This window comes from Caldimonas manganoxidans ATCC BAA-369 (genome assembly GCF_000381125.1).
Taxonomy (GTDB): domain Bacteria; phylum Pseudomonadota; class Gammaproteobacteria; order Burkholderiales; family Burkholderiaceae_C; genus Caldimonas; species Caldimonas manganoxidans.
The window spans coordinates 1-19,283 of the sequence record NZ_KB905972.1; the positions used below are offsets into that span (position 1 = coordinate 1).

Annotated in this window: 19 protein-coding genes and 3 pseudogenes; 7 read left to right on the forward strand and 15 right to left on the reverse strand. The window is 65.7% G+C overall.

Annotated features, from left to right (window positions below):
• From F615_RS20565 to F615_RS0115805, 8 genes and pseudogenes are all read right to left on the reverse strand, one after another.
• A pseudogene (locus F615_RS20565) lies at positions 1 to 167 on the reverse strand (IS5/IS1182 family transposase); the annotation flags it as partial.
• Between the two features lie 237 nt (positions 168 to 404).
• Entirely contained in the window at positions 405 to 1,442 is a 1,038-nt protein-coding gene (locus tag F615_RS0115775) for a methyltransferase domain-containing protein (RefSeq protein ID WP_019562136.1), read from the reverse strand.
• Between the two features lie 144 nt (positions 1,443 to 1,586).
• Positions 1,587 to 2,213 carry a TIGR04282 family arsenosugar biosynthesis glycosyltransferase gene (locus F615_RS0115780; RefSeq protein ID WP_019562137.1) on the reverse strand — a complete coding sequence of 209 codons (627 nt, stop codon included), beginning with the start codon at positions 2,211 to 2,213 and terminating at the stop codon, positions 1,587 to 1,589.
• Entirely contained in the window at positions 2,210 to 2,884 is a 675-nt protein-coding gene (locus tag F615_RS0115785) for a TIGR04283 family arsenosugar biosynthesis glycosyltransferase (protein ID WP_019562138.1), read from the reverse strand. The genes F615_RS0115780 and F615_RS0115785 overlap by 4 nt, the downstream gene beginning before the upstream one ends.
• The gene (locus F615_RS0115790; RefSeq protein WP_019562139.1) at positions 2,881 to 5,043 is read right to left on the reverse strand and encodes a dihydrolipoyl dehydrogenase family protein; all 2,163 of its coding nucleotides are present in this window, start codon (positions 5,041 to 5,043) and stop codon (positions 2,881 to 2,883) included. Before F615_RS0115790 ends, F615_RS0115785 begins: the two co-directional genes overlap by 4 nt.
• Entirely contained in the window at positions 5,043 to 6,014 is a 972-nt protein-coding gene (gene arsS, locus F615_RS0115795; RefSeq protein WP_026330383.1) for an arsenosugar biosynthesis radical SAM (seleno)protein ArsS, read from the reverse strand. Before arsS ends, F615_RS0115790 begins: the two co-directional genes overlap by 1 nt.
• A 278-nt stretch (positions 6,015 to 6,292) precedes the next feature.
• Entirely contained in the window at positions 6,293 to 6,526 is a 234-nt protein-coding gene (locus tag F615_RS18855; RefSeq protein ID WP_019562141.1) for a zf-HC2 domain-containing protein, read from the reverse strand.
• Entirely contained in the window at positions 6,514 to 7,140 is a 627-nt protein-coding gene (locus F615_RS0115805) for an RNA polymerase factor sigma-70 (protein WP_033371684.1), read from the reverse strand. Before F615_RS0115805 ends, F615_RS18855 begins: the two co-directional genes overlap by 13 nt.
• Before the next feature lie 235 nt (positions 7,141 to 7,375).
• Between F615_RS0115805 and mtnP the strand changes: the two genes are divergently transcribed.
• From mtnP to F615_RS0115825, 4 genes are all read left to right on the forward strand, one after another.
• Positions 7,376 to 8,242, forward strand: a complete 867-nt coding sequence (gene mtnP / locus F615_RS0115810; RefSeq protein WP_019562143.1) for an S-methyl-5'-thioadenosine phosphorylase — start codon at positions 7,376 to 7,378, stop codon at positions 8,240 to 8,242.
• Positions 8,243 to 8,688: 446 nt separating this feature from the next.
• Positions 8,689 to 9,873 carry a DUF5666 domain-containing protein gene (locus F615_RS0115815; RefSeq protein ID WP_019562144.1) on the forward strand — a complete coding sequence of 395 codons (1,185 nt, stop codon included), beginning with the start codon at positions 8,689 to 8,691 and terminating at the stop codon, positions 9,871 to 9,873.
• Between the two features lie 107 nt (positions 9,874 to 9,980).
• Entirely contained in the window at positions 9,981 to 10,880 is a 900-nt protein-coding gene (locus tag F615_RS18860; protein ID WP_051090263.1) for a DUF6502 family protein, read from the forward strand.
• The gene (locus F615_RS0115825; protein WP_019562146.1) at positions 10,877 to 12,076 is read left to right on the forward strand and encodes a DUF5666 domain-containing protein; all 1,200 of its coding nucleotides are present in this window, start codon (positions 10,877 to 10,879) and stop codon (positions 12,074 to 12,076) included. The genes F615_RS18860 and F615_RS0115825 overlap by 4 nt, the downstream gene beginning before the upstream one ends.
• A 36-nt stretch (positions 12,077 to 12,112) precedes the next feature.
• On the opposite strand, the gene speE is transcribed toward F615_RS0115825, so the two are convergent.
• Complete coding sequence (speE, locus tag F615_RS0115830; protein ID WP_310732005.1) at positions 12,113 to 13,402, reverse strand: polyamine aminopropyltransferase; 1,290 nt, start codon at positions 13,400 to 13,402, stop codon at positions 12,113 to 12,115.
• A gap of 278 nt (positions 13,403 to 13,680) precedes the next feature.
• On the opposite strand from speE, the gene F615_RS0115835 reads away from it, so the two are divergent.
• Positions 13,681 to 14,367 carry a hypothetical protein gene (locus F615_RS0115835; protein WP_019562148.1) on the forward strand — a complete coding sequence of 229 codons (687 nt, stop codon included), beginning with the start codon at positions 13,681 to 13,683 and terminating at the stop codon, positions 14,365 to 14,367.
• A gap of 23 nt (positions 14,368 to 14,390) precedes the next feature.
• Here F615_RS0115835 and ahpF read toward each other — a convergent pair whose 3' ends face one another.
• From ahpF to F615_RS20770, 3 genes are all read right to left on the reverse strand, one after another.
• The gene (gene ahpF / locus F615_RS0115840; protein WP_019562149.1) at positions 14,391 to 15,965 is read right to left on the reverse strand and encodes an alkyl hydroperoxide reductase subunit F; all 1,575 of its coding nucleotides are present in this window, start codon (positions 15,963 to 15,965) and stop codon (positions 14,391 to 14,393) included.
• 207 nt (positions 15,966 to 16,172) lie between these two features.
• Entirely contained in the window at positions 16,173 to 16,736 is a 564-nt protein-coding gene (gene ahpC, locus F615_RS0115850; protein WP_019562151.1) for an alkyl hydroperoxide reductase subunit C, read from the reverse strand.
• 420 nt (positions 16,737 to 17,156) lie between these two features.
• Positions 17,157 to 17,417 carry a DUF7674 family protein gene (locus F615_RS20770; RefSeq protein ID WP_445662438.1) on the reverse strand — a complete coding sequence of 87 codons (261 nt, stop codon included), beginning with the start codon at positions 17,415 to 17,417 and terminating at the stop codon, positions 17,157 to 17,159.
• Between F615_RS20770 and F615_RS0115860 the strand changes: the two are divergent.
• Positions 17,322 to 17,582: pseudogene (locus F615_RS0115860) on the forward strand (integrase core domain-containing protein); the annotation flags it as partial. The gene F615_RS20770 and the pseudogene F615_RS0115860 overlap by 96 nt on opposite strands.
• A gap of 62 nt (positions 17,583 to 17,644) precedes the next feature.
• Here the strand turns inward: F615_RS0115860 and F615_RS19755 are convergent.
• The 3 genes from F615_RS19755 to F615_RS0115870 form a co-directional block, all read right to left on the reverse strand.
• The gene (locus tag F615_RS19755; RefSeq protein WP_211211817.1) at positions 17,645 to 17,959 is read right to left on the reverse strand and encodes a hypothetical protein; all 315 of its coding nucleotides are present in this window, start codon (positions 17,957 to 17,959) and stop codon (positions 17,645 to 17,647) included.
• 159 nt (positions 17,960 to 18,118) lie between these two features.
• The gene (locus F615_RS0115865) at positions 18,119 to 18,433 is read right to left on the reverse strand and encodes a helix-turn-helix domain-containing protein (RefSeq protein ID WP_019562154.1); all 315 of its coding nucleotides are present in this window, start codon (positions 18,431 to 18,433) and stop codon (positions 18,119 to 18,121) included.
• Positions 18,417 to 18,728 (reverse strand): type II toxin-antitoxin system RelE/ParE family toxin, encoded by a 312-nt coding sequence (locus F615_RS0115870; protein ID WP_019562155.1) that lies wholly within the window; start codon positions 18,726 to 18,728, stop codon positions 18,417 to 18,419. Before F615_RS0115870 ends, F615_RS0115865 begins: the two co-directional genes overlap by 17 nt.
• A 397-nt stretch (positions 18,729 to 19,125) precedes the next feature.
• Between F615_RS0115870 and F615_RS20570 the strand changes: the two are divergent.
• Positions 19,126 to 19,283 (forward strand): annotated as a pseudogene (locus tag F615_RS20570) (IS481 family transposase); the annotation flags it as partial.

The following is a 19,283-nucleotide window of genomic DNA, read 5'->3' on the forward strand; positions in this document are numbered from 1 at the left end:
AGCTCTGCACCTTCGATACTGCGCCCGCGCCGGTCCTTGCGCGCCAGCAGCGGCGCTACGCTCGCTTCGATCTGCTGCCACGGCATACGCGTGGCCAGCACCGCCAGCGGGTGGCGCAGGTCGATCATCTGGTCCAGTCGGGCGCGGAAAAAGTCCGGCGTGCTCATCGAAATCCGTCTCCAAACTCCCAGGAATTCCCATCGAGCCGATTCATCTTCGCGAGTTCCAACCCCGCAACATCACCTCACCAACTCAGTGTCTATGCGGCTTGAGGTCGTTTTGCAGGGCCGACCAATTGTCTTTGTCTGTTTCGGCCCAAGGCACCTTCGCTGCCGCCCCCGCATGGCAAAAGTCGGCTCCGCGCCGTGCACGGCTTCAGCCGCGGCAGCCCATCTTCCCCGTGTTCAGCAGCATGCAGCCCCAGCACCGCCGGTGGCCTGATCGAACGGCAGCCCGCCGCCGCAGCCGGGGAACAACCCGTAATGGCGCGAAAAATCTCCAATGAAGCTGAAATGCGGCGCGAAGCGGGTGTCGTGCAGCATCCGCCAGGTGTTGCCACAGACCGGGAATACGCGCCCGGTCTCGATGTCGTGATGCTTGTCGAGCGTGAAGCGGTCGGGGCAATGCGGGATGCTGCCACGATAGATCACGGCCTGGCCATAGTCCTCGCAGGCACTGTCCAGACCATCGAGCTTGAAGAGGCGATAGGTGGCCGAGAAGAAGCGCACGGAGCCGATCCTGCCAGCCAGCGCGGGGTCGGTGATCGTCAGCGGCCGGTCGCTGACGAGACGCGGGTCGGCGAAGCCCGCGTCCTTGGCCAGCGTCAAAAAGTCGTTCCAGTACAGCGCCCCGCCCAGGCATTCGCCATAGAGCACGGGGTCGCTCTTCACCGCCGCAGGGACGCGCCGGTCGGCATAGACATCTGAGAAATAAAACTCGCCTCCCGGCTTGAGCAAGTGTTGGACACCGGCCAGCACGGCCGGTTTGTCCGGTGAGAGATTCACCACGCAATTGGAGACGATGACGTCGAAACTGCCGGGCTGCAAATCGAGCGCATCGAGCCGTTCGATGTAGCCCTTGACGAAGCGCACATTGGCATGACCGAAGCGCTCGGCATGCCAGGTACGGTGCTGCTCGGCCACCACGAGCTGCTCATCGGTCATGTCCACGCCGATGACCTCGCCGTCTGGGCCGACCAGTTGCGCCAGCAGATAGACATCGCGCCCAGCGCCGCAGCCCAGATCCAGCACGCGACAGCCGTCCAACAGCGGCGGACAGACCAGCCCGCAGCCGTAATAGCGCGCCTGCACCTCGGGATGGACGTTGGCAAGCAAAGGCTTGAGCCACGATGGCACTTGGCTCGCGTCACAGCAGGCGCTGGTCTTCAGGTCACCCGAATGCTGAAGTTGCTTGCCGTAATAGTCTTGGACGAGTTCATGCATGGCGTAGGTGCTCCGGCTTGAAGTGGTTGGCCCGTGGGTGCATTCGGTCGCGCCGGCCCGGCACTTTCTTACAGCGGCGTGCGCGGCACCGTGCGTTCGTGCACGCGGCCGGACCGTGCCGACGGTACATGCCACGACGCTTCATCATGCCCCCTGCCACCACGCCACGGGCAACGCGTCCAGTTGTTCGGGTTCATCGATATCGGTCAGCGCCGGCCGCTCCGCCCAGCGCCACCCCAGCGCCGCCATACGCGCGCGCGTGTAGGCCGCCACCACGGGCGTGCTCCATGGCATGTCGCAGAACAGCGAAGGATGAGGACGCCTCACGCCCAAGGCCACATAACCGCCATCGGTGCTGGGCACGAGCACGGCCTCGTGGCTGGCCAGGGCTTGCGCGGCTTCACGCAGGGCCACGGCATCGAGCGCTGGGCAGTCGGTGCCCATGAGCAGCAGGGGCTGTCCAGATGCCGAGACGCGCTGCGCCGCGCGGGCCAGACGCACCCCCAAATCCCCGTCGCCTTGGTCTTGCCACGTCACCTGCCGCGCCAGCGCGCAGGGCAGCACACCGCACCAGGCCGGGTCTTGCGGGCTGGGGCTGGCACACAACTCGACCTCGCCAATGTCGGCAGCCAGGGCTTGCTCGAGCGCGTGCACGAGCATGCGTTGCGCCAAGCGCGCCGCGCCAACGGCACCCAGCGCCGGCATCAGCCGTGTCTTGACCCGGCCTGGCTGCGGGGCCTTGGCAAACACGGTCACACGCAGCCTGCTCATCGGTAAGCCCGGGCCAGCGCTTCGGGGCTGGCGCCAAAGAAGTAGCGCGCGCGCAGCCACCACATCAGCACGATGGTGCGCCACACGCCACGCTGTTCCCAGCGTCGGCCGGAGGTGGTGGCTTTGGCTCGCACACACGCCGGGGCCGACAGCGCTTTGAGCCGGCGCGACAGTTCGATGTCCTCCATCAAGGCCTGCTGCGGATAGCCGCCAACCCGTTCGAAGGCCGTACGGGTGACGAAAATGGCTTGATCGCCGGTGGCGATGCCGCTCAGGCGTGAACGCAGGTTCATGCACCAGGCCACCACTGGCAACCAGCGGCTGTGGCCTTCGATGCGCACGTCGAAACGCCCCCAGACGCAGCGCCCTGACGACAAGGCCTGCTCGATGGCGGTGGTCGCCCGTGCAGGCAGACGGGTGTCTGCGTGCAGAAACAAGAGCACTTCGCCGCGGGCTTGCGCCGCGCCTGCGTTCATCTGCATGGCGCGCCCACGTGCGGCCTCCAGCACGACCAAGCCGGCGGCTCGCGCCAAGGCGGCCGAGCCATCGTGGCTGCCACCATCGACCAAGATCACCTCGTGCCCTTGCCGCAACAACCCCTGCAGCTGTTCGAGCAAGGCGGGCAACTGCTCTGCCTCGTTGAGCATCGGGACGATGACCGACAGCCTCATGCGGCCCCCCGCATCCAGTCGTGATAGCGCGCCACCCAGGTCAGCAGCCGCTGCGGCGCATGCGCACGCTTCCAAACGCCAGCAGCATACTTGTTGGCCTCGGCCCAGGTGGGATAGGGATGGATCGTGGACAGGATGTCGTTCAATCCCAAGCCATGCTTCATGGCCAGCACGAACTCGGCCAGCAGCTCGCCGGCATGCGCCCCGACGATCGTCACCCCCAGGATCCGGTCCTTGCCGGGAACCGTCAGCACCTTGATGAACCCCTCGGCACAACCCTCGGCGATGGCTCGGTCCAGGTCGTCCAATCCGTAGCGGGTGAGCTCATAGGCCATGCCGCGCTCGCGGGCTTCTCGTTCGTTGCACCCGACGCGCGCCACCTCAGGATCGACGAACGTGACCTGCGGAATCAATGAGGCGTCCACTGAGAATTTCTTGAAGCGGCCCAACAGCGCGTTGACCGTCGCGTACCAGGCCTGATGGGCCGCGGCGTGAGTGAACTGGTGAGGGCCGACCACATCGCCGGCCGCATAGATGTTCGGATACAGCGTCTCCAGATACGCGTTGGTCACGATGGTGCGGCGCGTTTCAATGCCCAACGCTTCCAAGCCGTAGCCTTGAAGACGCGGCTGACGTCCTACGGCGACGAGGAGCTCGTCGAACGGCAGCACCCGTTGCCCACACGGGCCTTGCACGATCAAACACTTCTGCCCGTCGCGACGCTCGCAACGCAGGGCCTGGTGGCCGGTGAGCACTTCCACCCCCTCGGCTTGCAGCCGCTCGCGCACGAAGGCACCGACATCCTCGTCCTCACGCACCAGCAGGCGCGGGGCCATCTCCACTTGCACCACGCCAGCGCCCAGCCGTGCAAAGGCCTGCGCCAGTTCGCAGCCAATCGGCCCACCACCCAGCACCACCAAGCGCTGTGGCGGCGCTTGGCGCTGTGCAAAGCGTGCCCATAGCGTGTCGGAGGTGACATAGCCCACCTCCTCGAGCCCAGGCAGTGGCGGCACGAAGGGATGCGCTCCGGTGGCCAGCACGATGGCGCGCGTCGTCAGGCGTTCTTGCCGACCTTGCGGCGTGGTGATCTCCACCGTCCAGGGATCGACCAGCCGCGCATGGCCCTGGCGCACATCCACCCCGAGCGAGGTATAGCGCTCGATGCTGTCGTGCGGCGCAATGCGGCCAATGACCTCATGCACCCGTTGCATGACGGCCCCAAAATGGACATGCGGCTCGCTGGCCGTCAGTCCATCACGATGGGCCTGCCGCATCCGGTGCGCCAGCTTGGCCGAAGCGATCAATGCCTTGCTGGGCACGCACCCGTAGTTCAGGCAGTCCCCGCCCATCTTGTGGGCTTCGATCAGCGTCACCTTGGCCCTAAGTGCCGCAGCGATGTAGGCACTGACCAGACCCGCCGCCCCGGCCCCGATCACGATGAGGTTGCGATCGAAGCACACCGGACGGCTCCAGCGTGCATACAGCCGCCGCCGCTTGACGATGTGGACCACGCCGCGCGCCACCCACGGGAAGATCCCCAGCAAGGCAAAAGACACCAGCACGGCGGGCGACACCATGCCCGAGAGGCTGTCCAACTGCGCCAGTTGGGTGCCCGCGTTGACATAGACCACCGTGCCGGCCAGCATGCCAAGCTGGCTGACCCAATAGAACGTGCGCGCGGGCATCGCGGTCAAACCCATCAACAAGTTGATGAGAAAAAACGGAACCACGGGCACCAGCCGCAACGTGAAGAGGAACAGCGCGCCGTCGCGCTGGATCCCCGCATCGATGGCCGCAAGACGCGCGCCATAGCGGCGTTGCACCACATCGCGCAGCACATAGCGCGATACCCAAAAGGCCAGCAGCGCGCCTAGACTGGAGGCGAACGAGACGATCAGGCTACCCTGGATCAGCCCGAACAGAGCGCCGGCAGCCAGCGTCAACACGGCCGCACCCGGCAAGGACAAGGCCGCAACCCCCACGTACAGCGCGAAGAAGCCCGCGGCCGCCAGCCAGGGATGCTCTTGGCGCCACTGCACCCAGTCGGCCAGTCGTGCTTGCAATGCGGCCAGGCTGAGGTGTTGCGGACCATCGAAGGCCAAGAACCCAGCCACGGCAAATAGCAGCAGCGCGAGGACCGCTCGTCGTCCCCGGCTCATCACGCCCCCTCTCCAAGCGCTCCGCCGCAGCTGCTGCCTTGCCCGGCGGTGCAGCCGAAGCAGTGATCGGCCACCGTGATCGGCCGGCCGGCGAGGTCCTCGCGCAGCAGATCGCGCAGATGCGCGTGTGTCCGCCGGCCGCCCCTCAGCGGCAGGCGCAATTGTTGGTTGAAGTCGCAGTCGTACAGCTGGCCCTGCCAATCCACGCTCACCAAGGTGCGGCACATGACGGCGTCGAGGTTTTCTGGGCGGTGGTGGGCCTTGAGCAGCTGCATGTACGGCGAGAACTGGCCTTTGGAGATCAACCACGACCCAAAGCGGTTGATCGGCATGTTCGCCAGCGCATACAGCCGATTGAAGACGATGCCAAAGTGCTCGGCCAGCTCGCGCTTGTAGGCCGCTTCGAGCTGGGCCTGCTCAGGTGGCAGGCTCGGGCCTTGGGGGTTGTAGACCAGGTTGAGCACCAAACCGCTGTGCGGGTGCCCATAGCCCAGGGCATTGAGCGTTTGCAATGCCGCGATGCTCTTGTCGAACACGCCTTGGCCGCGCTGTCGGTCCACATTGTCGGCGCTGTAACACGGCAATGAGGCCACCACCTCCACCTGGTGATCGGCCAGGAACTCGGCCAAGCCCTCCTGCCCTGGCTCGAACAGAATGGTCAGGTTACAGCGGTCGATCACGCGCACGCCCAGCGCCCGCGCCGCGGACACCAAATGCCGAAAGCCCGGGTGCAGCTCGGGCGCGCCACCGGTCAGATCCAGCACCTCGATGCGCCGCTTCTCCAGCACCTCGAGGACCAGCGCCAGCGTCTCGTCGCCCATCATCTCCTTGCGCGTCGGCCCGGCATTGACATGACAGTGCACGCAGGACTGATTGCAGCGATAACCGAGATTGACTTGCAAAGTGGTCAGCGCGCTGCGGGTCAGGGCAGGAAAGTCGGTGGCCGCAAGCAAAGGCAAGGTGGCGTGCATCAAACACTCCTCGATGAAAGTCCGCCGCAACATGCGGCAGGATCGATCCAACCCCTCTGTCGCCAAGGCGGCCGGATTTCTTACACCCCCATCCTCGCGCCTGGACACGTCTGGCCGTCGGTGCCCCCCTCACGCGAGCCGGCCACTGCGCATGGCGCAGGCGACGGCCTCTTTGACGCCACACGTCCCCTGGCGGCCCGCAGCCTCCGGCCAGCGTCGGCCACACGGCCATGACCGCCGTCGGTCCGCACCGAAGCCGCTGGCAACGACGGCGATCGTCAAGCCGAGGTGGGAGGCCTCCCACCATCGTCGGGCGACGCAGCCCGCTCGTCCTGCCCTTGTGCATAAGCGCGAGCAAGCCGACGCAGCACCCCCATCTGCGTCTGAAAATGGCGGCAGCCGCTGCACATCATCACGTGCACTTTCAGTGGCAGCCTCTCGGTGAAGGCCAGCTCACGCTCTTGCGCTTCGGACATCAGGCGCGTGGCCTGCACACAAGTCAACAGGTGCATGGCTTGCGCTCCACGAACCAACGATGTTCCAGGCAATCACGCAGCCGCAGGCGGGCGCGGTGCAACATCACGTTCAGGTAAGTGACCGTGATCCCGACGGCAGCGCAAATCTCGGCCGACTCCAGTTCCAGAAATTCACGCATCATGAACACCCGCGCCTGCTTGGCCGGCAAATGGGTCAGACAAGCCTCGAACACGCGCCAGAACTGCGCATCGTGCACCGCGCCTTCCGGGTCGGCCCAGCGCTGCGGGCGTTCGTCGGCCTGCCAGAAGCCACGCCGATCGAACAAGGCGTCGACATCATCGTCCTCGGCGACCAAAGCGCTTGCGTTCACGCTGCGCTGCCGGCGGCGCAGCTCATCGGCAATCTTGTTCTTCAGAATCGCAAACACCCAGGTCTTGAACGCAGCACGGCCGGCAAAGGCATGGACGTTCTTCATCGCACCGATCAAAGCCTCTTGCACGGCATCCTCCGCGGCATGCGCATCGGACAGTTGCAGCGCGGCAAAGTGCAGCATCTGGCAGCGCAGCTCCTCCAGAAACCGGCCGTCGAACAGCGCGGCACTGGGCCCATTGGCTTGTTCGACTGCACCGGAGCGCACCTCATCGCTCATGGTCTGCTTCCCCTCATTGTTCTTGCCCGCCCACACCGTCGCGGCCCACACCCTAGGGTACCAGGTCGTCCAGCGCCCCACACCGCCTCATGGGCCCGGCGGCGCAGGCGCTAGCCGCCTCGGCAACCCGCCGGACCCCACCTCACCGACGCTGGCAGCCACAAACGTGTAATCCTGGCACCACGCTGCGCGACCAACGCAGCGATACCTGTTGCACCCTCACCGGAGACCCCCCATGCACACAGCACTCATCGGCATCATCGGCGGCAGCGGCTTGTACCACATGCAGGGGCTGGAAAACCCGCGGGAGATCCACCTCGACACGCCGTTTGGCTCACCGTCCGATGCCATCGTCACCGCCTCGGTCCAGGGCATCGGCGTGGCCTTTCTGGCCCGCCATGGTCGCGGCCATCGACTGCTGCCCAGCGAAGTGCCTTACCGCGCCAACATTTATGCCCTCAAGCAATTGGGCGTGCGCTATGTGCTGTCGTTCTCGGCGGTGGGCTCACTCAAGGAAGACATTGCGCCGCTGGACCTGGTGCTGCCCGACCAGTTCATCGACCTGACCAAGCAGCGCCCCAGCAGTTTCTTCGGGCAAGGCGCGGTGGCCCATGTCTCGATGGCACAGCCGGTATGTCCCGTCGTGGCCGATGCCCTGGCACAGGCAGTGGCCCAAGTCCAGAACGATGGAACGCCACGGCTGCACCGGGGTGGCACCTACGTCTGCATCGAGGGACCGCAGTTTTCCAGTCTGGCCGAATCCCATTGGTACCGCAGCATGGGCGGCAGTGTGATCGGGATGACCAACATGCCCGAGGCCAAACTCGCGCGCGAGGCGCAGATCGCCTACGCCACGCTGGCCATGGTCACTGACTATGATTGCTGGCACCCGCGCGAAGCCCATGTCACTGCCGACATGGCCATGGCCAACCTGATGAAGAACGCCGAACGAGCCCAGCGCATCGCCATGGCCGCCATCGGCCTGCTGGGCCGCAGTCAGCCGGATTCTCCGGCGCACCATGCGCTGGCCCAGGCGCTGGTCACCCCCGTCGAGGCCATGGCCCCCGACGTGCGCGAACGCTTGGCCGCCGTGCTTCGATGAGCCGGGCATCCATCGGGTCTGCATCACCTGTCTCGGCCCGCCCGGGGCTCCCTGTGGGCAGTCGTCCGTCCAGACGGTCCGCCATCGCCCGGCGGGTTGGCCGCCGCAACGGACACTGACCGGGCTGGCCAGCCCACGTGGCCGGGTGACGCAGCGCACCGCCCGCACCATCCAAGACCCCCACCGCACCGCACCGCTCAGGGCCCGCGCCTGCAGAGGGCCCGACGGCGCGAGCGCCGCCTCGGCTGAACACATCGATCCGTCCCCCCCGCCCTTCCCCGGCCCAGCCCACGGGACGCCCCCCTGCACGGCTGCGCTGACCCCGCGGTGCAAGGTTTGTTCACAAAAAACCTCTTGAAATGTGCGCATTGCACATTTATGCTCCTTTCCATGACCTTTCCCCGGGGTGTGCCCGGTTCTTTGATGCCCAGTTGAAGGAGACTTCCATGTCCATGGTTCGGTCCAAACGCTGGCTGCCCCCCTTGGGCAGCGCCCTGGTGGCTGCCTCGGCCCTACTGACGGCCTGTGGAGGCGGCGGCACGGGAACGGAGGCGGCGGCCACGTCCTACACCCAAGGCCAGATCACCGGCTACGGCTCCATCGTCGTCAACGGCGTGCGCTTCGACGACCGCAGCGCCATCGTGCTGGACGACGATGACCACGTGGGGCGCCGTGCCGACCTGAAGATCGGCATGTGGGTGGAAGTCGAAGGCGACGATGTCGACCGCGACCGGGGAACGGGCCGGGCCCTGCGGGTGCGCTGGGCCAATGAATTCGTCGGCCCGGTGAGCTCGGTGGACCTGGCTTCGAGCACGTTCGTGCTGTTTGGCCAGACCATCGAAGTGCGGCCTCAAACCCAGTTCGAAGACCTGCCGCAAGGGCTGGGCAGCCTCAGCGCAGGCGATGTCGTAGAGGTGCATGGTTACTTCAATGCCGCCACCGGCCGTTACGTGGCCACCCGCATCGAAGCCGAAGACGACGCCCCGCTGTACAAGCTGCGCGGCATCGTCAGTGACCTGGACACCACCGCCCGCACCTTCCGGCTGGGCAGCGAGGTCATCGACTACAGCAACGTCTCGGACCTGCCCGCCCAGCTGGCCAACGGCCTGCGGGTGCGCGTGAAGCTGCGCACCACGAAGAATGCGGCCGACCAATGGGTGGCTGTCAGCATCAAGCATGGAGTGCGCCGCCCTTCGCTGGATCGGGTGGAGTCCGAAATCGAAGGGACGGTGGACACCTGCGCTTCGAGCACGTCCTTCAGCGTCAACGGCATCTCCGTCGATGCCAGCACGGCCGTCTTCCGCGATGGCTGGGTCACCTGCGGCGACGAGGTGGAAGTCAAAGGCCGGGTCCAAGACGGCGTGATGCAGGCTGCGGTGGTCAAGAAGGAAGACCATGACGATGCCACGCGCCATGAACTGCACGGCACGGTCGTCTCGGTGAACACCGAGGCCGAAACCTTCGTGCTGCGCCACGAGGTGCATGGCGACATCACGGTCTCTTTCGACCACCTCTTGCGCTTCGACGGCGGCACGCTGGCCGATCTGGTCCCTGGCGCCAAAGTCGAGGTGCGTGGCCGCCTGATGCTCGGCGGCACGCTGCAAGCCGCGCGCGTGGAATTCGAAAACTGAGCCAAGACTGACGCACCGGTCGCAGCGTCCGGCCACGCACGCAGGGCGGGGGGCTCCAAGGCCCCCCCGCCCATTTGCCGCAGAATTTCGGCTGCGCGCGAGCTCACATGACCTCCGATCCCTCCCCCCCGACGCCCCCAACGCCCGAGCAACAAGCCTTGCTGCAGGCGCTAACGGCCGTGCTGGAGCCCCTGGCCCGGCTCGCGGTGGGCCGGGGACTGCCCTATGCCGCCTTCGAGGAACTGGCCAAATCGGCCTTCGTGCGAGCCGCGCACGCCGCCCACCCGGACCTGCCGGAACATCGACGCGTCAGTCGCATCAGCACCACCACCGGCCTGTCACGTCGGGAAATCACCCGCATCGTGCAAACCCCGGAACGACCGCCTGCGCCCCGCTCGCATGCCAGCGAGGTGTTCGCGCGCTGGATGAGCGACCCGCAGTACCGAGACGCTTCGGGCCACCCGCTGACATTGCCGCGCCAGGGCCAAGCGCCCAGCTTCGAATCACTGGCCCAGTCGGTCACCCGAGATGTGCATCCGCGCAGTCTGCTGGAAGAACTGGTGCGCTTGGGCCTGGCCGTGCTGGACGAGCCCACGGACACCGTGCGCCTGCATCGCGAAGCTTTCGTGCCCCGCGGCGACCTCGCACGGATGCTGCATTTCCTGGGAGACAACGTGGGCGACCATCTCAGCGGCGCGGTGGCCAACGTACAAGGCAACGGCTCACGGCATTTCGAGCAAGCCTTGTTCGCCGAGGGACTGTCAGACGCCTCGATGCACGCATTTCGTGAGCTGGTGCAAACCCAATGGCACAGCCTGCGCCAAGCCCTGGTGCCCGCGCTGCAGGCCCTGCTCGATGCCGACCAAAGCGCTGGCCGCAGCGGCACTCACCGCGTGCGCATCGGCCTGTACAGCTACGACGCGGTGCAGCCGCTGGCGCCTCCACCCGTCCCTGAGAAACCCAAACGACCGCGCGGCCGTCCGCGCAAGAGCATGGAGAACCCATGACCGCCCTCATTTCCCCCACCACCGGCATCTCACGCTGGTGCTTGGCCACATGGACCTTCCTCGGCCTGTCGATGCTGCTGGTCTCCTGCGGTGGCGGCGGCGTCGGTGAAGGCGGCACCGGCTCCTTCGCCTCGGGGCCGATTTCCGGCTTCGGTTCGGTGCACGTGGGCGGAATCCGCTTCGACGACAGCCGCATCGCCGCGGTGGCCGTAGAAGATGAACCCGCCTCCGTGCCGCTGAGGGCACTGCGGCCGGGCATGGTGGTGGCCATCGAGGCCGGCGAGATTCGCACCGATGCCGCCGGCGTGCGGCGCGCCATGGCACGACGCATCACCCTGGCGGGGTCTTTGCGCGGTCCGGTGACCGATGTGGAATGGCCCGCCAGACGACTGCGCGTGCTGGGCTTGCCGGTGCGCTTCAATGCGGCCACCATGTTCGACGATCAACTGCGCGAGCAGATCCGCGAATCAGGCCAGATCCTGCACCAAGTCGTGGAGGTCTGGGGCCATGTCGACCGCTCCGGCAGCGTGCCGCAGTTCGTTGCCACCTACGTGGCCGCAGCACACGGGGCCTCCACATACAAGGCCCGCGGCTTCGTGCGCGAGGTGCGCGGCGCACTCGTGCGGCTTGGCGATCAGTGGTTCGACTTCTCCGCCGTCAGCGGCCGCCCTAACGAGGGCGACTTCGTGGGGCTGCGCGTGCAGCCCGGCAACAGCCCCCCTGCATGGACCGTGCAGTCCTGGACGCGCATCGACCGCTCGGACTTCATCGACGGCCACCGGCTCAAGATCGAGGGCCTGGTCACGACGCTGGTCGATGAGCGCCACTTCCGTGTCGACGGCATCCCGGTCGTGGCCGAGCAGGCGGTCGCCGGTGTGGCCGAGGGCCGCTATGTCGAGGTCGAAGGCACCTGGCAGGCCGGCGCCCTGCGCGCAGCCCAGATTGAGCTGAAAACAGAAGACCAGCTTGAAGAACGCCCCAGCGAGTGGGAAGGCCGGGCCTTGGAGGTCGACAGGACACAGCGTCGCTTCACGCTGACCACCACCGGAGGCCAAAGCGTGTCCGTCAGCTACAACGACCTCACCGTGTTCGAGGGCGGCAGCGCCGACAACCTGATCGACGGCGCGCAAGTCGAAGTCAAGGGAGAACTGCGCGACGGCGTCCTGTTGGCCCGGGAGATCGAGTTCGACGACTGAAGGCTCCCGGGCCCGGGGCAGCGGCCGGTGCGGGGCTCAGCCCTGCACCAGTTCGCGATAGTAGTTGGGCAGCGCAAACAATGCGCGATGCACCTCGCCGTTGTAGTAGCGCAACCCGGCAATGCCCCGTTCGGCCAGGCGGCGCTCGACCTCGGCGGGTTCCAACGCGGCCGGATCCAGCGTATCGGAAGCGCAGGCCATGCCCCAATACGTGCCATACAAGGGCACATACAGCCCAAACGGCCGCACGATGCCAAACACACTGCGCAGCGCCGCCATGAGCTGACGCACACGCTCGGGCGTGAAAATCGGCGAGCTGATGTGCAAAGTAATGGCCCCGCCCGGACGCAACAGCTGCCGAACCTGGGCAAAGAACTCCCGCGTGTAAAGCTGCTGAGCCGGCGTGTCCGGGTCGGTCAAATCCAACACCACCACATCGAAACGATCACCATCGCTGCGCGAAGCCTGCTCGGCCACATAGGCCGCGCCATCACCAATGCGCAACTCCAGGCGGGGATCGTCCAGCGATCCATGGTGGATGGAAGGCAGATACTTGCGCGCCATGTCCACCACATCGCCATCCAGCTCGGCCAGCACCAGCCGCTGCACGCTGGGATGCTTGAACATCTCCTCGGCCGAGCCACCGTCACCGCCTCCGACCACCAGCACCGTGCGCGGCTGCTCATGCGCAATGGCCGCCACGTGCACCATCGGCTCGTGATAGAAGAACTCGTCGCGCTCGGAGGTCATGTAGCGCCCATCCAGGCGCAGCAGGCGCCCCCATTGCGGCGTCTCGAAGACTTCGAGCTGCTGATAACGAGTGCGCATCGTCTCCAAACGACGCGTCGCTTTGAAACCAAAGGCGCTGTGATCGTTGAGCCACTCCAGCAGCAGCTCATCTGACTGGCTTTGCGGATCTCGCGAGCCACGCAAAATGCGATTGGTGATGCATTGCTGCGGCGCGAAGGTCGCCATCAAATCGTTCAGCAAACGCTCGGCCTTGGCGGAATTGTCCGTCGAGAAATTGCACACATACACATCCAAGGTCACGCCCGCGCGCTCGGGCCAAGTGTGCAAGGCCAAGTGCGACTCGGCCAGCAAGACCGCGCCGGTCACCCCGCCGGGCTGTCCCTGCCATTCCGGAAAGGTGTGATATTTCTCATCGACGAGTGTCAACCCACTGGCTTGCACGGCACGACGACACATGTCGGCCAAAGCCACGGCATCGGTCATCAACGCCGTCTCACACCGGCATCCATACAAATCAGCGGTGAGGTGCAATCCCTGCATACGAGACCCCCTAGTCCTCGGCTTTCTTGGCTTCATCGCCCCGCACCGCCGCACTGGTCTTCACGCGACGGCACGGAATCCTGGAAAGGTGGTGGTGCGCTCGCGGCACCAAAAAACGTCAGATTTTAGCAACTCCGAGCCGCCGTTCCCATCCATCGTCGCTGTAGCCGGCCACACAGGCCGCTCGACCCGCCTCCGCACAGCGTCTGTCGCATCTGCTTGCCATCGGCACATCGTGTTGCAATCACAGCGGCTCGGGGCGCTACTGTGCAGGGTTTGCTGTTCCACCGATGACTCCACCTCGACCCTGACCCATGACGGGACGCATCAAACCCGTGGTCTTCGACCCCTATGGCCGGCGCCGCTCACGGCGCTTTCCCGCCTGGCTCGGTTGGCTGCTCAGCGGCGCAGCGCTGGGCGTCGCCGGCGTGCTGTATGTGCAGGCCGAACATCTGCCTGCGCGCTTGAGCGCGAGTGAATCACAAGCCTTGCGCGCGGCCCATGACGCGGCCCAAGCCGAACGCCAGCGCCTGACCCGCGCATTGGAAGAAACCACGCAGCGCCTGCAGACGGCCGAAGCCGAGCGGCAAAAGCTCGCGCTGGAGCTGGCCGCGGCACGCGACACCCTGGCTCGGCAGCGCGACGACCTGCAGGCCCTGGCAGACGCGCTGCCGCCCGATCCGCGCGGCTCCACCGTGGCCGTGCGCGCAGCGCGCTTGCGCGCCTCACCGGGGCGCCTGACCTACGATCTCGTGCTCACGCGCCAGAGCAGCCCGCGCCCGCTCCAAGCCACGCTGCAATTCATCGTGGCCGGTGCGGATGCGCGAGGCAGCGAAAGCCGACACAGCCTGGAGCCCCTGCCCGTGACCCTGAATCGCGTCGACAGCTTGCGCGGCCAGGTCAACCTGCCCGAAGGCTTCGCCGCCCGCCAGGCCACGGTGCGCATCACCGACCGCAGCAGCGGCCAATTGCTGGGCATGCGCGTGCTCCACGTGCGTTGAGCCGCGCTCAGCCCGCCCTGCCTTCAGGCCGGCGCCGAGGTGCGGATCAGATGATCGAAGGCACTGAGGGCCGCCTTGGCCCCTTCACCGCTGGCGATGATGATCTGCTTGTAAGGCACCGTGGTCGCATCGCCGGCAGCAAAAATCCCTTCGGCGCTGGTGTGGCAGCGCTCGTCGATGATGATCTCGCCATAGCGCGACAACTCGATGCCCGAGCCCCGCAGGAACTCCGTGTTGGGCACCAGGCCGATCTGCACGAACACACCCGCCAGCTCCAGGTGATGCTCGGCCCCGCTCACGCGGTCCTTGAAAGTCAGGCCGTTCACCTTCTGGCCGTCGCCGGTGATCTCGGTGGTCTGAGCGTTGGTGTGGATCGTCACGTTGGGCAGGCTCTTGAGCTTGTCCACCAGCACCGCGTCGGCCTTGAGCTGGTCGGCAAACTCGATCAGCGTGACGTGCTGCACCACACCGGCCAGGTCGATGGCCGCCTCGACGCCGGAGTTGCCGCCGCCGATCACCGCCACCTTCTTGCCCTTGAACAGCGGGCCGTCGCAGTGCGGGCAGTAGGCCACGCCCTTGGTCTTGTACTGCGCTTCGCCCGGCACATTCACATTGCGCCAGCGGGCCCCGGGGGCCAGGATGACGGTGCGGCTCTTCAACTCGGCGCCGTTGGCCAGACGCACCGTGACCCAACCGCCCTTGGCGGCCGCCGGCTGCACCGACTCCACCCGCTGCAGGGTCATCACATCCACGTCGTAGGCTCGCACGTGCTGCTCCAGCGCGGCGGCGAACTTCGGGCCCTCGGTATAGGGCACGGAAATGAAGTTCTCGATGCCCAGGGTGTCCATCGTCTGGCCCCCGAAGCGCTCGGCCACCAGGCCCGTGCGGATGCCTTTGCGCGCGGCATACACCGCCGCGGCCGCACCGGCCGGGCCGCCGCCGACGATCAACACGTCGAACGGTGCCTTGTCCGACAACTTGGCCGCCTCACGCGCAGCAGCGCCGGTGTCGATCTTCGCCAGGATCTCGCCCAGCTCCATGCGGCCCGAGGCGAACACCTGGCCGTTGAGGAACACCAGCGGCACGGCCAGGATCTGGCGGTCCTCGACCTCCTGCTGGAACAGCCCGCCGTCGATCGCCACGTGGCGGATGCGCGGGTTGAGCACGGCCATCAGGTTCAGGGCCTGCACCACATCCGGGCAGTTGTGGCAGGTCAGGCTCATCCAGGTCTCGAAGACCAGATCGGTTTCGGGCTTCAGTGCGCGGATCTGCTCGACCAGCTCGGCCTCGATCTTGGGCGGATGGCCCCCGGCCTGCAGCAACGCCAGCACCAGCGAGGTGAACTCATGGCCCATCGGGATGGCGGCAAAGCGCACGCCCATGTCCTCACCCGCACGAGTGATCTGGAAGGCCGGACGGCGCGTGTCCTGCCCGTCCAGCCTCAGGCGGATCTTGTCCGACAGGGCGGCGATCTCTTCCAGCAGCTCTCGCATCTCGCCAGACTCGGGGCGGTCGTCCAGCGAGGCGATCAGTTCGATCGGATACTGCAAGCGCTCGAGATAGGCCTTGAGCTGGGCTTGGAGGTTGGCGTCGAGCATGGCGGCTTCCTTCTGCGTGGGTGTCCGGTGCGGTACGGACGTGGTCGTTCCGACCCCGTCGACAGCGCCGTGCACGCAGGGCGGCAGCGGCGCTCTCAGCGGGGCCCGTCGTCGTGGTTGGGGCGGGCCCGGGCGGGCTCGCGGCCCACCCGCAAAACATCCCGGGCCGGCACCGCGCCGGCCGCGAGCATCAGCATGAAAAACCGGTCAGATCTTGCCGACCAGGTCCAGCGAGGGCGTCAGCGTCTTGGCGCCCTCGTTCCACTTGGCCGGGCACACCTGGCCCGGGTTCTTGGCCACGTACTGGGCCGCCTTCAGCTTGCGCAGGGTCTCCTTGACGTCACGCGCGATGGCGTTGTCATGGATCTCGGCGGTCTTGATCACACCTTCGGGGTTGATGATGAAGGTGCCGCGCAAGGCCAGGCCTTCCTCTTCGATGTGCACGCCGAAGGCGCGGGTCAGCGTGTGGGTGGGGTCGCCCACCAGCGGGAACTTGGCCTTGCCCACGGCCGGGCTGGTCTCGTGCCACACCTTGTGCGAGAAATGCGTATCGGTCGTGACGATGTAGACCTCGGTCTCCAGCTTCTGGAACTCGGCGTAGTGCTCGGCGGCGTCTTCCACCTCGGTGGGGCAGTTGAAGGTGAAGGCGGCCGGCATGAAGATCAGCACGGACCACTTGCCCTTCAGCGACTGCTCGGTAACCTCGATGAACTTGCCGTTGTGATAGGCCTGGGCCTTGAAGGGCTGGACTGGGGTGTTGATCAGGGACATGTGCGCTCCTTGAGAGTCATGACGTGAAGGGTTGGCCCCCCGGGGCGGCTGGCCCGCAAAGGGATAACCCGTATCTTAGGTGCATCGCAACATTGTTGGAATGCATTCCGTCAATCCCGTTGATCGAATGTGACTATGATCCGATCGCGTCGACGGGCGCTCGATTTTCAGATCGAGCTGTCTCGCGAGCCCCTGCGTAGGCGCGCCGCCCGCCCACCCTGCGCATTTCGCCGCTCTTGCCGCCCGCCTGCTCGTGGAACAGATCAAACACGAATGGCTCGAGCACCTCCGGCTCGACAGCAAACGCCTTCGTTCACCCCTGAAGCCCCTCGACGGCAACCCGATGCCGCGCCCGCAGGGCATCGATACGCGCCATGAACTATGCAGGCTGCTTCCCGTGAAATGCCTCGTACTCCGCCTTCAATGACTCGGGAAGTTGCTCCAGGCCCACCTGCGCGTGCTCTCGCCCTCCTCGAAGTTCAGGTCCTCAACGTACGAAACCGCGATCGCGTTTCGCATCCTGGCGTTTCCAAGCAGCAGGTACCTCTCTGCGAGTCTGAACGCCCGGGAAACGGCCGCCCGGTCGCCGGCATCGAGCCGTCGGTGGGCTCCAGGGGTGACAGCTACGACAACGCGCTGGCCGAGACGATCAACGGGCTGTACAAGGCCGAGATCATTCACCGCAGAGGGCCGTGGAAGACCAAACAGGCAGTGGAACTGGCGACGCTGGAATGGGTGGCCTGGTTCAATCATCACCGCCTGATGGGGCCGCTGGGCCATGTCCCGCCCGCGGAGTTCGAGGCAAACTACCATCGTCAACGCGCCGGTCAGGCCGCAACCGTCTGACTTAAACCAACTGGCCTCCGCGGAACCCGGGGCAATTCATAGTTGGGGAGCGCCGCCGCACGCTAACGCTTTGGAAGCTGGACGACATTGCCTGCCGCCTCGCCAGAAGCCGGCTCTACCTTTCGGAGATAGCCAGGTGAGACTCGCCACTGCTGCCCATCAGGTGTCAGCACCGTCACCGACTTCTTGTTGTAGCGAGTAATCACACCTTCAATTCGACCGCGACCATCTGGCTCGAATGCCACAACCTCGCCAATGCGAAACTGGAGCATCGCGCGATGGGCATGAGCTTGCCGGATGAAGCGCAAGCGTTCTACCACGCGGTTGTTGAGATCGATTAGCTCTTCTTCGCTTAGGCGGTCAATGTCGATCTTCACGATACCTCCGAAGTATTGCCACGACTCAACGCGAGAGACCCGAATGCTAGCGCGTGCTTGTAGCCGGTAGCGAACACGTCAATAGCGCTGCCCAACGTTCGACATGAGCGGCATGACCCGGCTTGCGGGGGCATGTCCGCTCGATGGAGGGGTTGGGCGTCATTTGCTCGCTACGGCAAGAAGTGCTTTTGGATTGGTGCTTGCAATAGCGAGCAAGGTGCGCGCAGCACCGCTTGGTTGCTTGCGCCCTTGCTCCCACCCCTGAAGCGTGCGCACAGACACGCCGAGAAGCGCAGCGAACTGAGACTGCGACAGGCCTGTTTTCCTGCGCGCCTCGATGACAGGCGAGGACACAACTTGCACCTGACCAGCCTTCATTTCACGCACCGACTGCAGCAACTCAGCCGCAAGATCGCGCTTTGCTTCGTAGGCGGCCAGTTCCTTCTGATTGAGAGGCTTACTCTTCGAGGGCACGGCGAATCTCCTTCAACTTTGGCCCGGTGAGGTTGTCAGTCTTGGACTTCGCGTACAGCGTGAGCAAGACCACCTCACCTTCAGCAGTGCGAGTGAAATAGATGACACGCACACCGCCAGACTTGCCCGAACCCGCTCGACCCCAACGCACCTTGCGAATGCCGCCGGACTCGGGCACAACATCACCGGCGGTGGGATGCTCGGCAATGTACGCCGCAAACGCGCCGCGTTCCTCTTCTGTCCAGTAAAGCGGCCACTGCTTCTGAAAGAGCAGCGTTTCGACGACGGTGAGCATGGATGCGACTATACGCCTAAGGCGTATGCCTGTCCACCACGCCGGCTATGGCGCCCAGACAAGATGGCTTGACTTGAGGCGGCCCGCCTCCGGGACTACCGTGGATTGCGCACCGTGGGTGTGCCGAGCCACAAGGCGCCGTCTCATCCGGGCAGTTCCGATTGTCAGGCTCGAGGATGTATCTCATGAAGGCTAACGGTGCCGCTCACCTGCGACGGACCGAGCGACCGGTGGGAGCGAGGCCCGACGTCAGGTGCAACGGTTTGTTAGCTGTCGAATCCCGGACGATCATATACTACCGTCACGCCACGGCTACCTGCTCGCGCGCAGCGTTCTGGCTGAGATTTTGGGCCCGCGGCGCAGCAGCAAGGCGGTCTGATACCGGGGAGTTCCACACATGATCACTCGACTGCACAAGTGCGCCCGCACCACACCGCGCGTCAGAGCCGAAATCGCCGCCAGCAACGACCCCATCGCCACGCTGGCACAGCGCTACGGGGTGTCGCCCATGACGGTGCTCAAGTGGAAACACCGCACCGACTTCGAGGACCGTCC

Bases quoted from the DNA above. Each gene is read 5' to 3' on its own strand.
- F615_RS0115805 (WP_033371684.1), bottom strand. From the start codon at position 7,140: ATGAGCGATGAGGTGCGCTCCGGTGCAGTCGAACAAGCCAATGGGCCC.
- F615_RS0115815 (WP_019562144.1), top strand. From the start codon at position 8,689: ATGTCCATGGTTCGGTCCAAACGCTGGCTGCCCCCCTTGGGCAGCGCC.
- F615_RS18860 (WP_051090263.1), top strand. From the start codon at position 9,981: ATGACCTCCGATCCCTCCCCCCCGACGCCCCCAACGCCCGAGCAACAA.
- F615_RS18855 (WP_019562141.1), bottom strand. From the start codon at position 6,526: ATGCACCTGTTGACTTGTGTGCAGGCCACGCGCCTGATGTCCGAAGCG.
- F615_RS0115825 (WP_019562146.1), top strand. From the start codon at position 10,877: ATGACCGCCCTCATTTCCCCCACCACCGGCATCTCACGCTGGTGCTTG.
- mtnP (WP_019562143.1), top strand. From the start codon at position 7,376: ATGCACACAGCACTCATCGGCATCATCGGCGGCAGCGGCTTGTACCAC.
- ahpC (WP_019562151.1), bottom strand. From the start codon at position 16,736: ATGTCCCTGATCAACACCCCAGTCCAGCCCTTCAAGGCCCAGGCCTAT.
- F615_RS0115785 (WP_019562138.1), bottom strand. From the start codon at position 2,884: ATGAGGCTGTCGGTCATCGTCCCGATGCTCAACGAGGCAGAGCAGTTG.
- F615_RS0115835 (WP_019562148.1), top strand. From the start codon at position 13,681: ATGACGGGACGCATCAAACCCGTGGTCTTCGACCCCTATGGCCGGCGC.
- F615_RS0115780 (WP_019562137.1), bottom strand. From the start codon at position 2,213: ATGAGCAGGCTGCGTGTGACCGTGTTTGCCAAGGCCCCGCAGCCAGGC.
- arsS (WP_026330383.1), bottom strand. From the start codon at position 6,014: ATGCACGCCACCTTGCCTTTGCTTGCGGCCACCGACTTTCCTGCCCTG.
- F615_RS0115870 (WP_019562155.1), bottom strand. From the start codon at position 18,728: ATGCTCACCGTCGTCGAAACGCTGCTCTTTCAGAAGCAGTGGCCGCTT.
- speE (WP_310732005.1), bottom strand. From the start codon at position 13,402: ATGAAGCCAAGAAAGCCGAGGACTAGGGGGTCTCGTATGCAGGGATTG.
- F615_RS0115790 (WP_019562139.1), bottom strand. From the start codon at position 5,043: ATGAGCCGGGGACGACGAGCGGTCCTCGCGCTGCTGCTATTTGCCGTG.
- ahpF (WP_019562149.1), bottom strand. From the start codon at position 15,965: ATGCTCGACGCCAACCTCCAAGCCCAGCTCAAGGCCTATCTCGAGCGC.
- F615_RS0115775 (WP_019562136.1), bottom strand. From the start codon at position 1,442: ATGCATGAACTCGTCCAAGACTATTACGGCAAGCAACTTCAGCATTCG.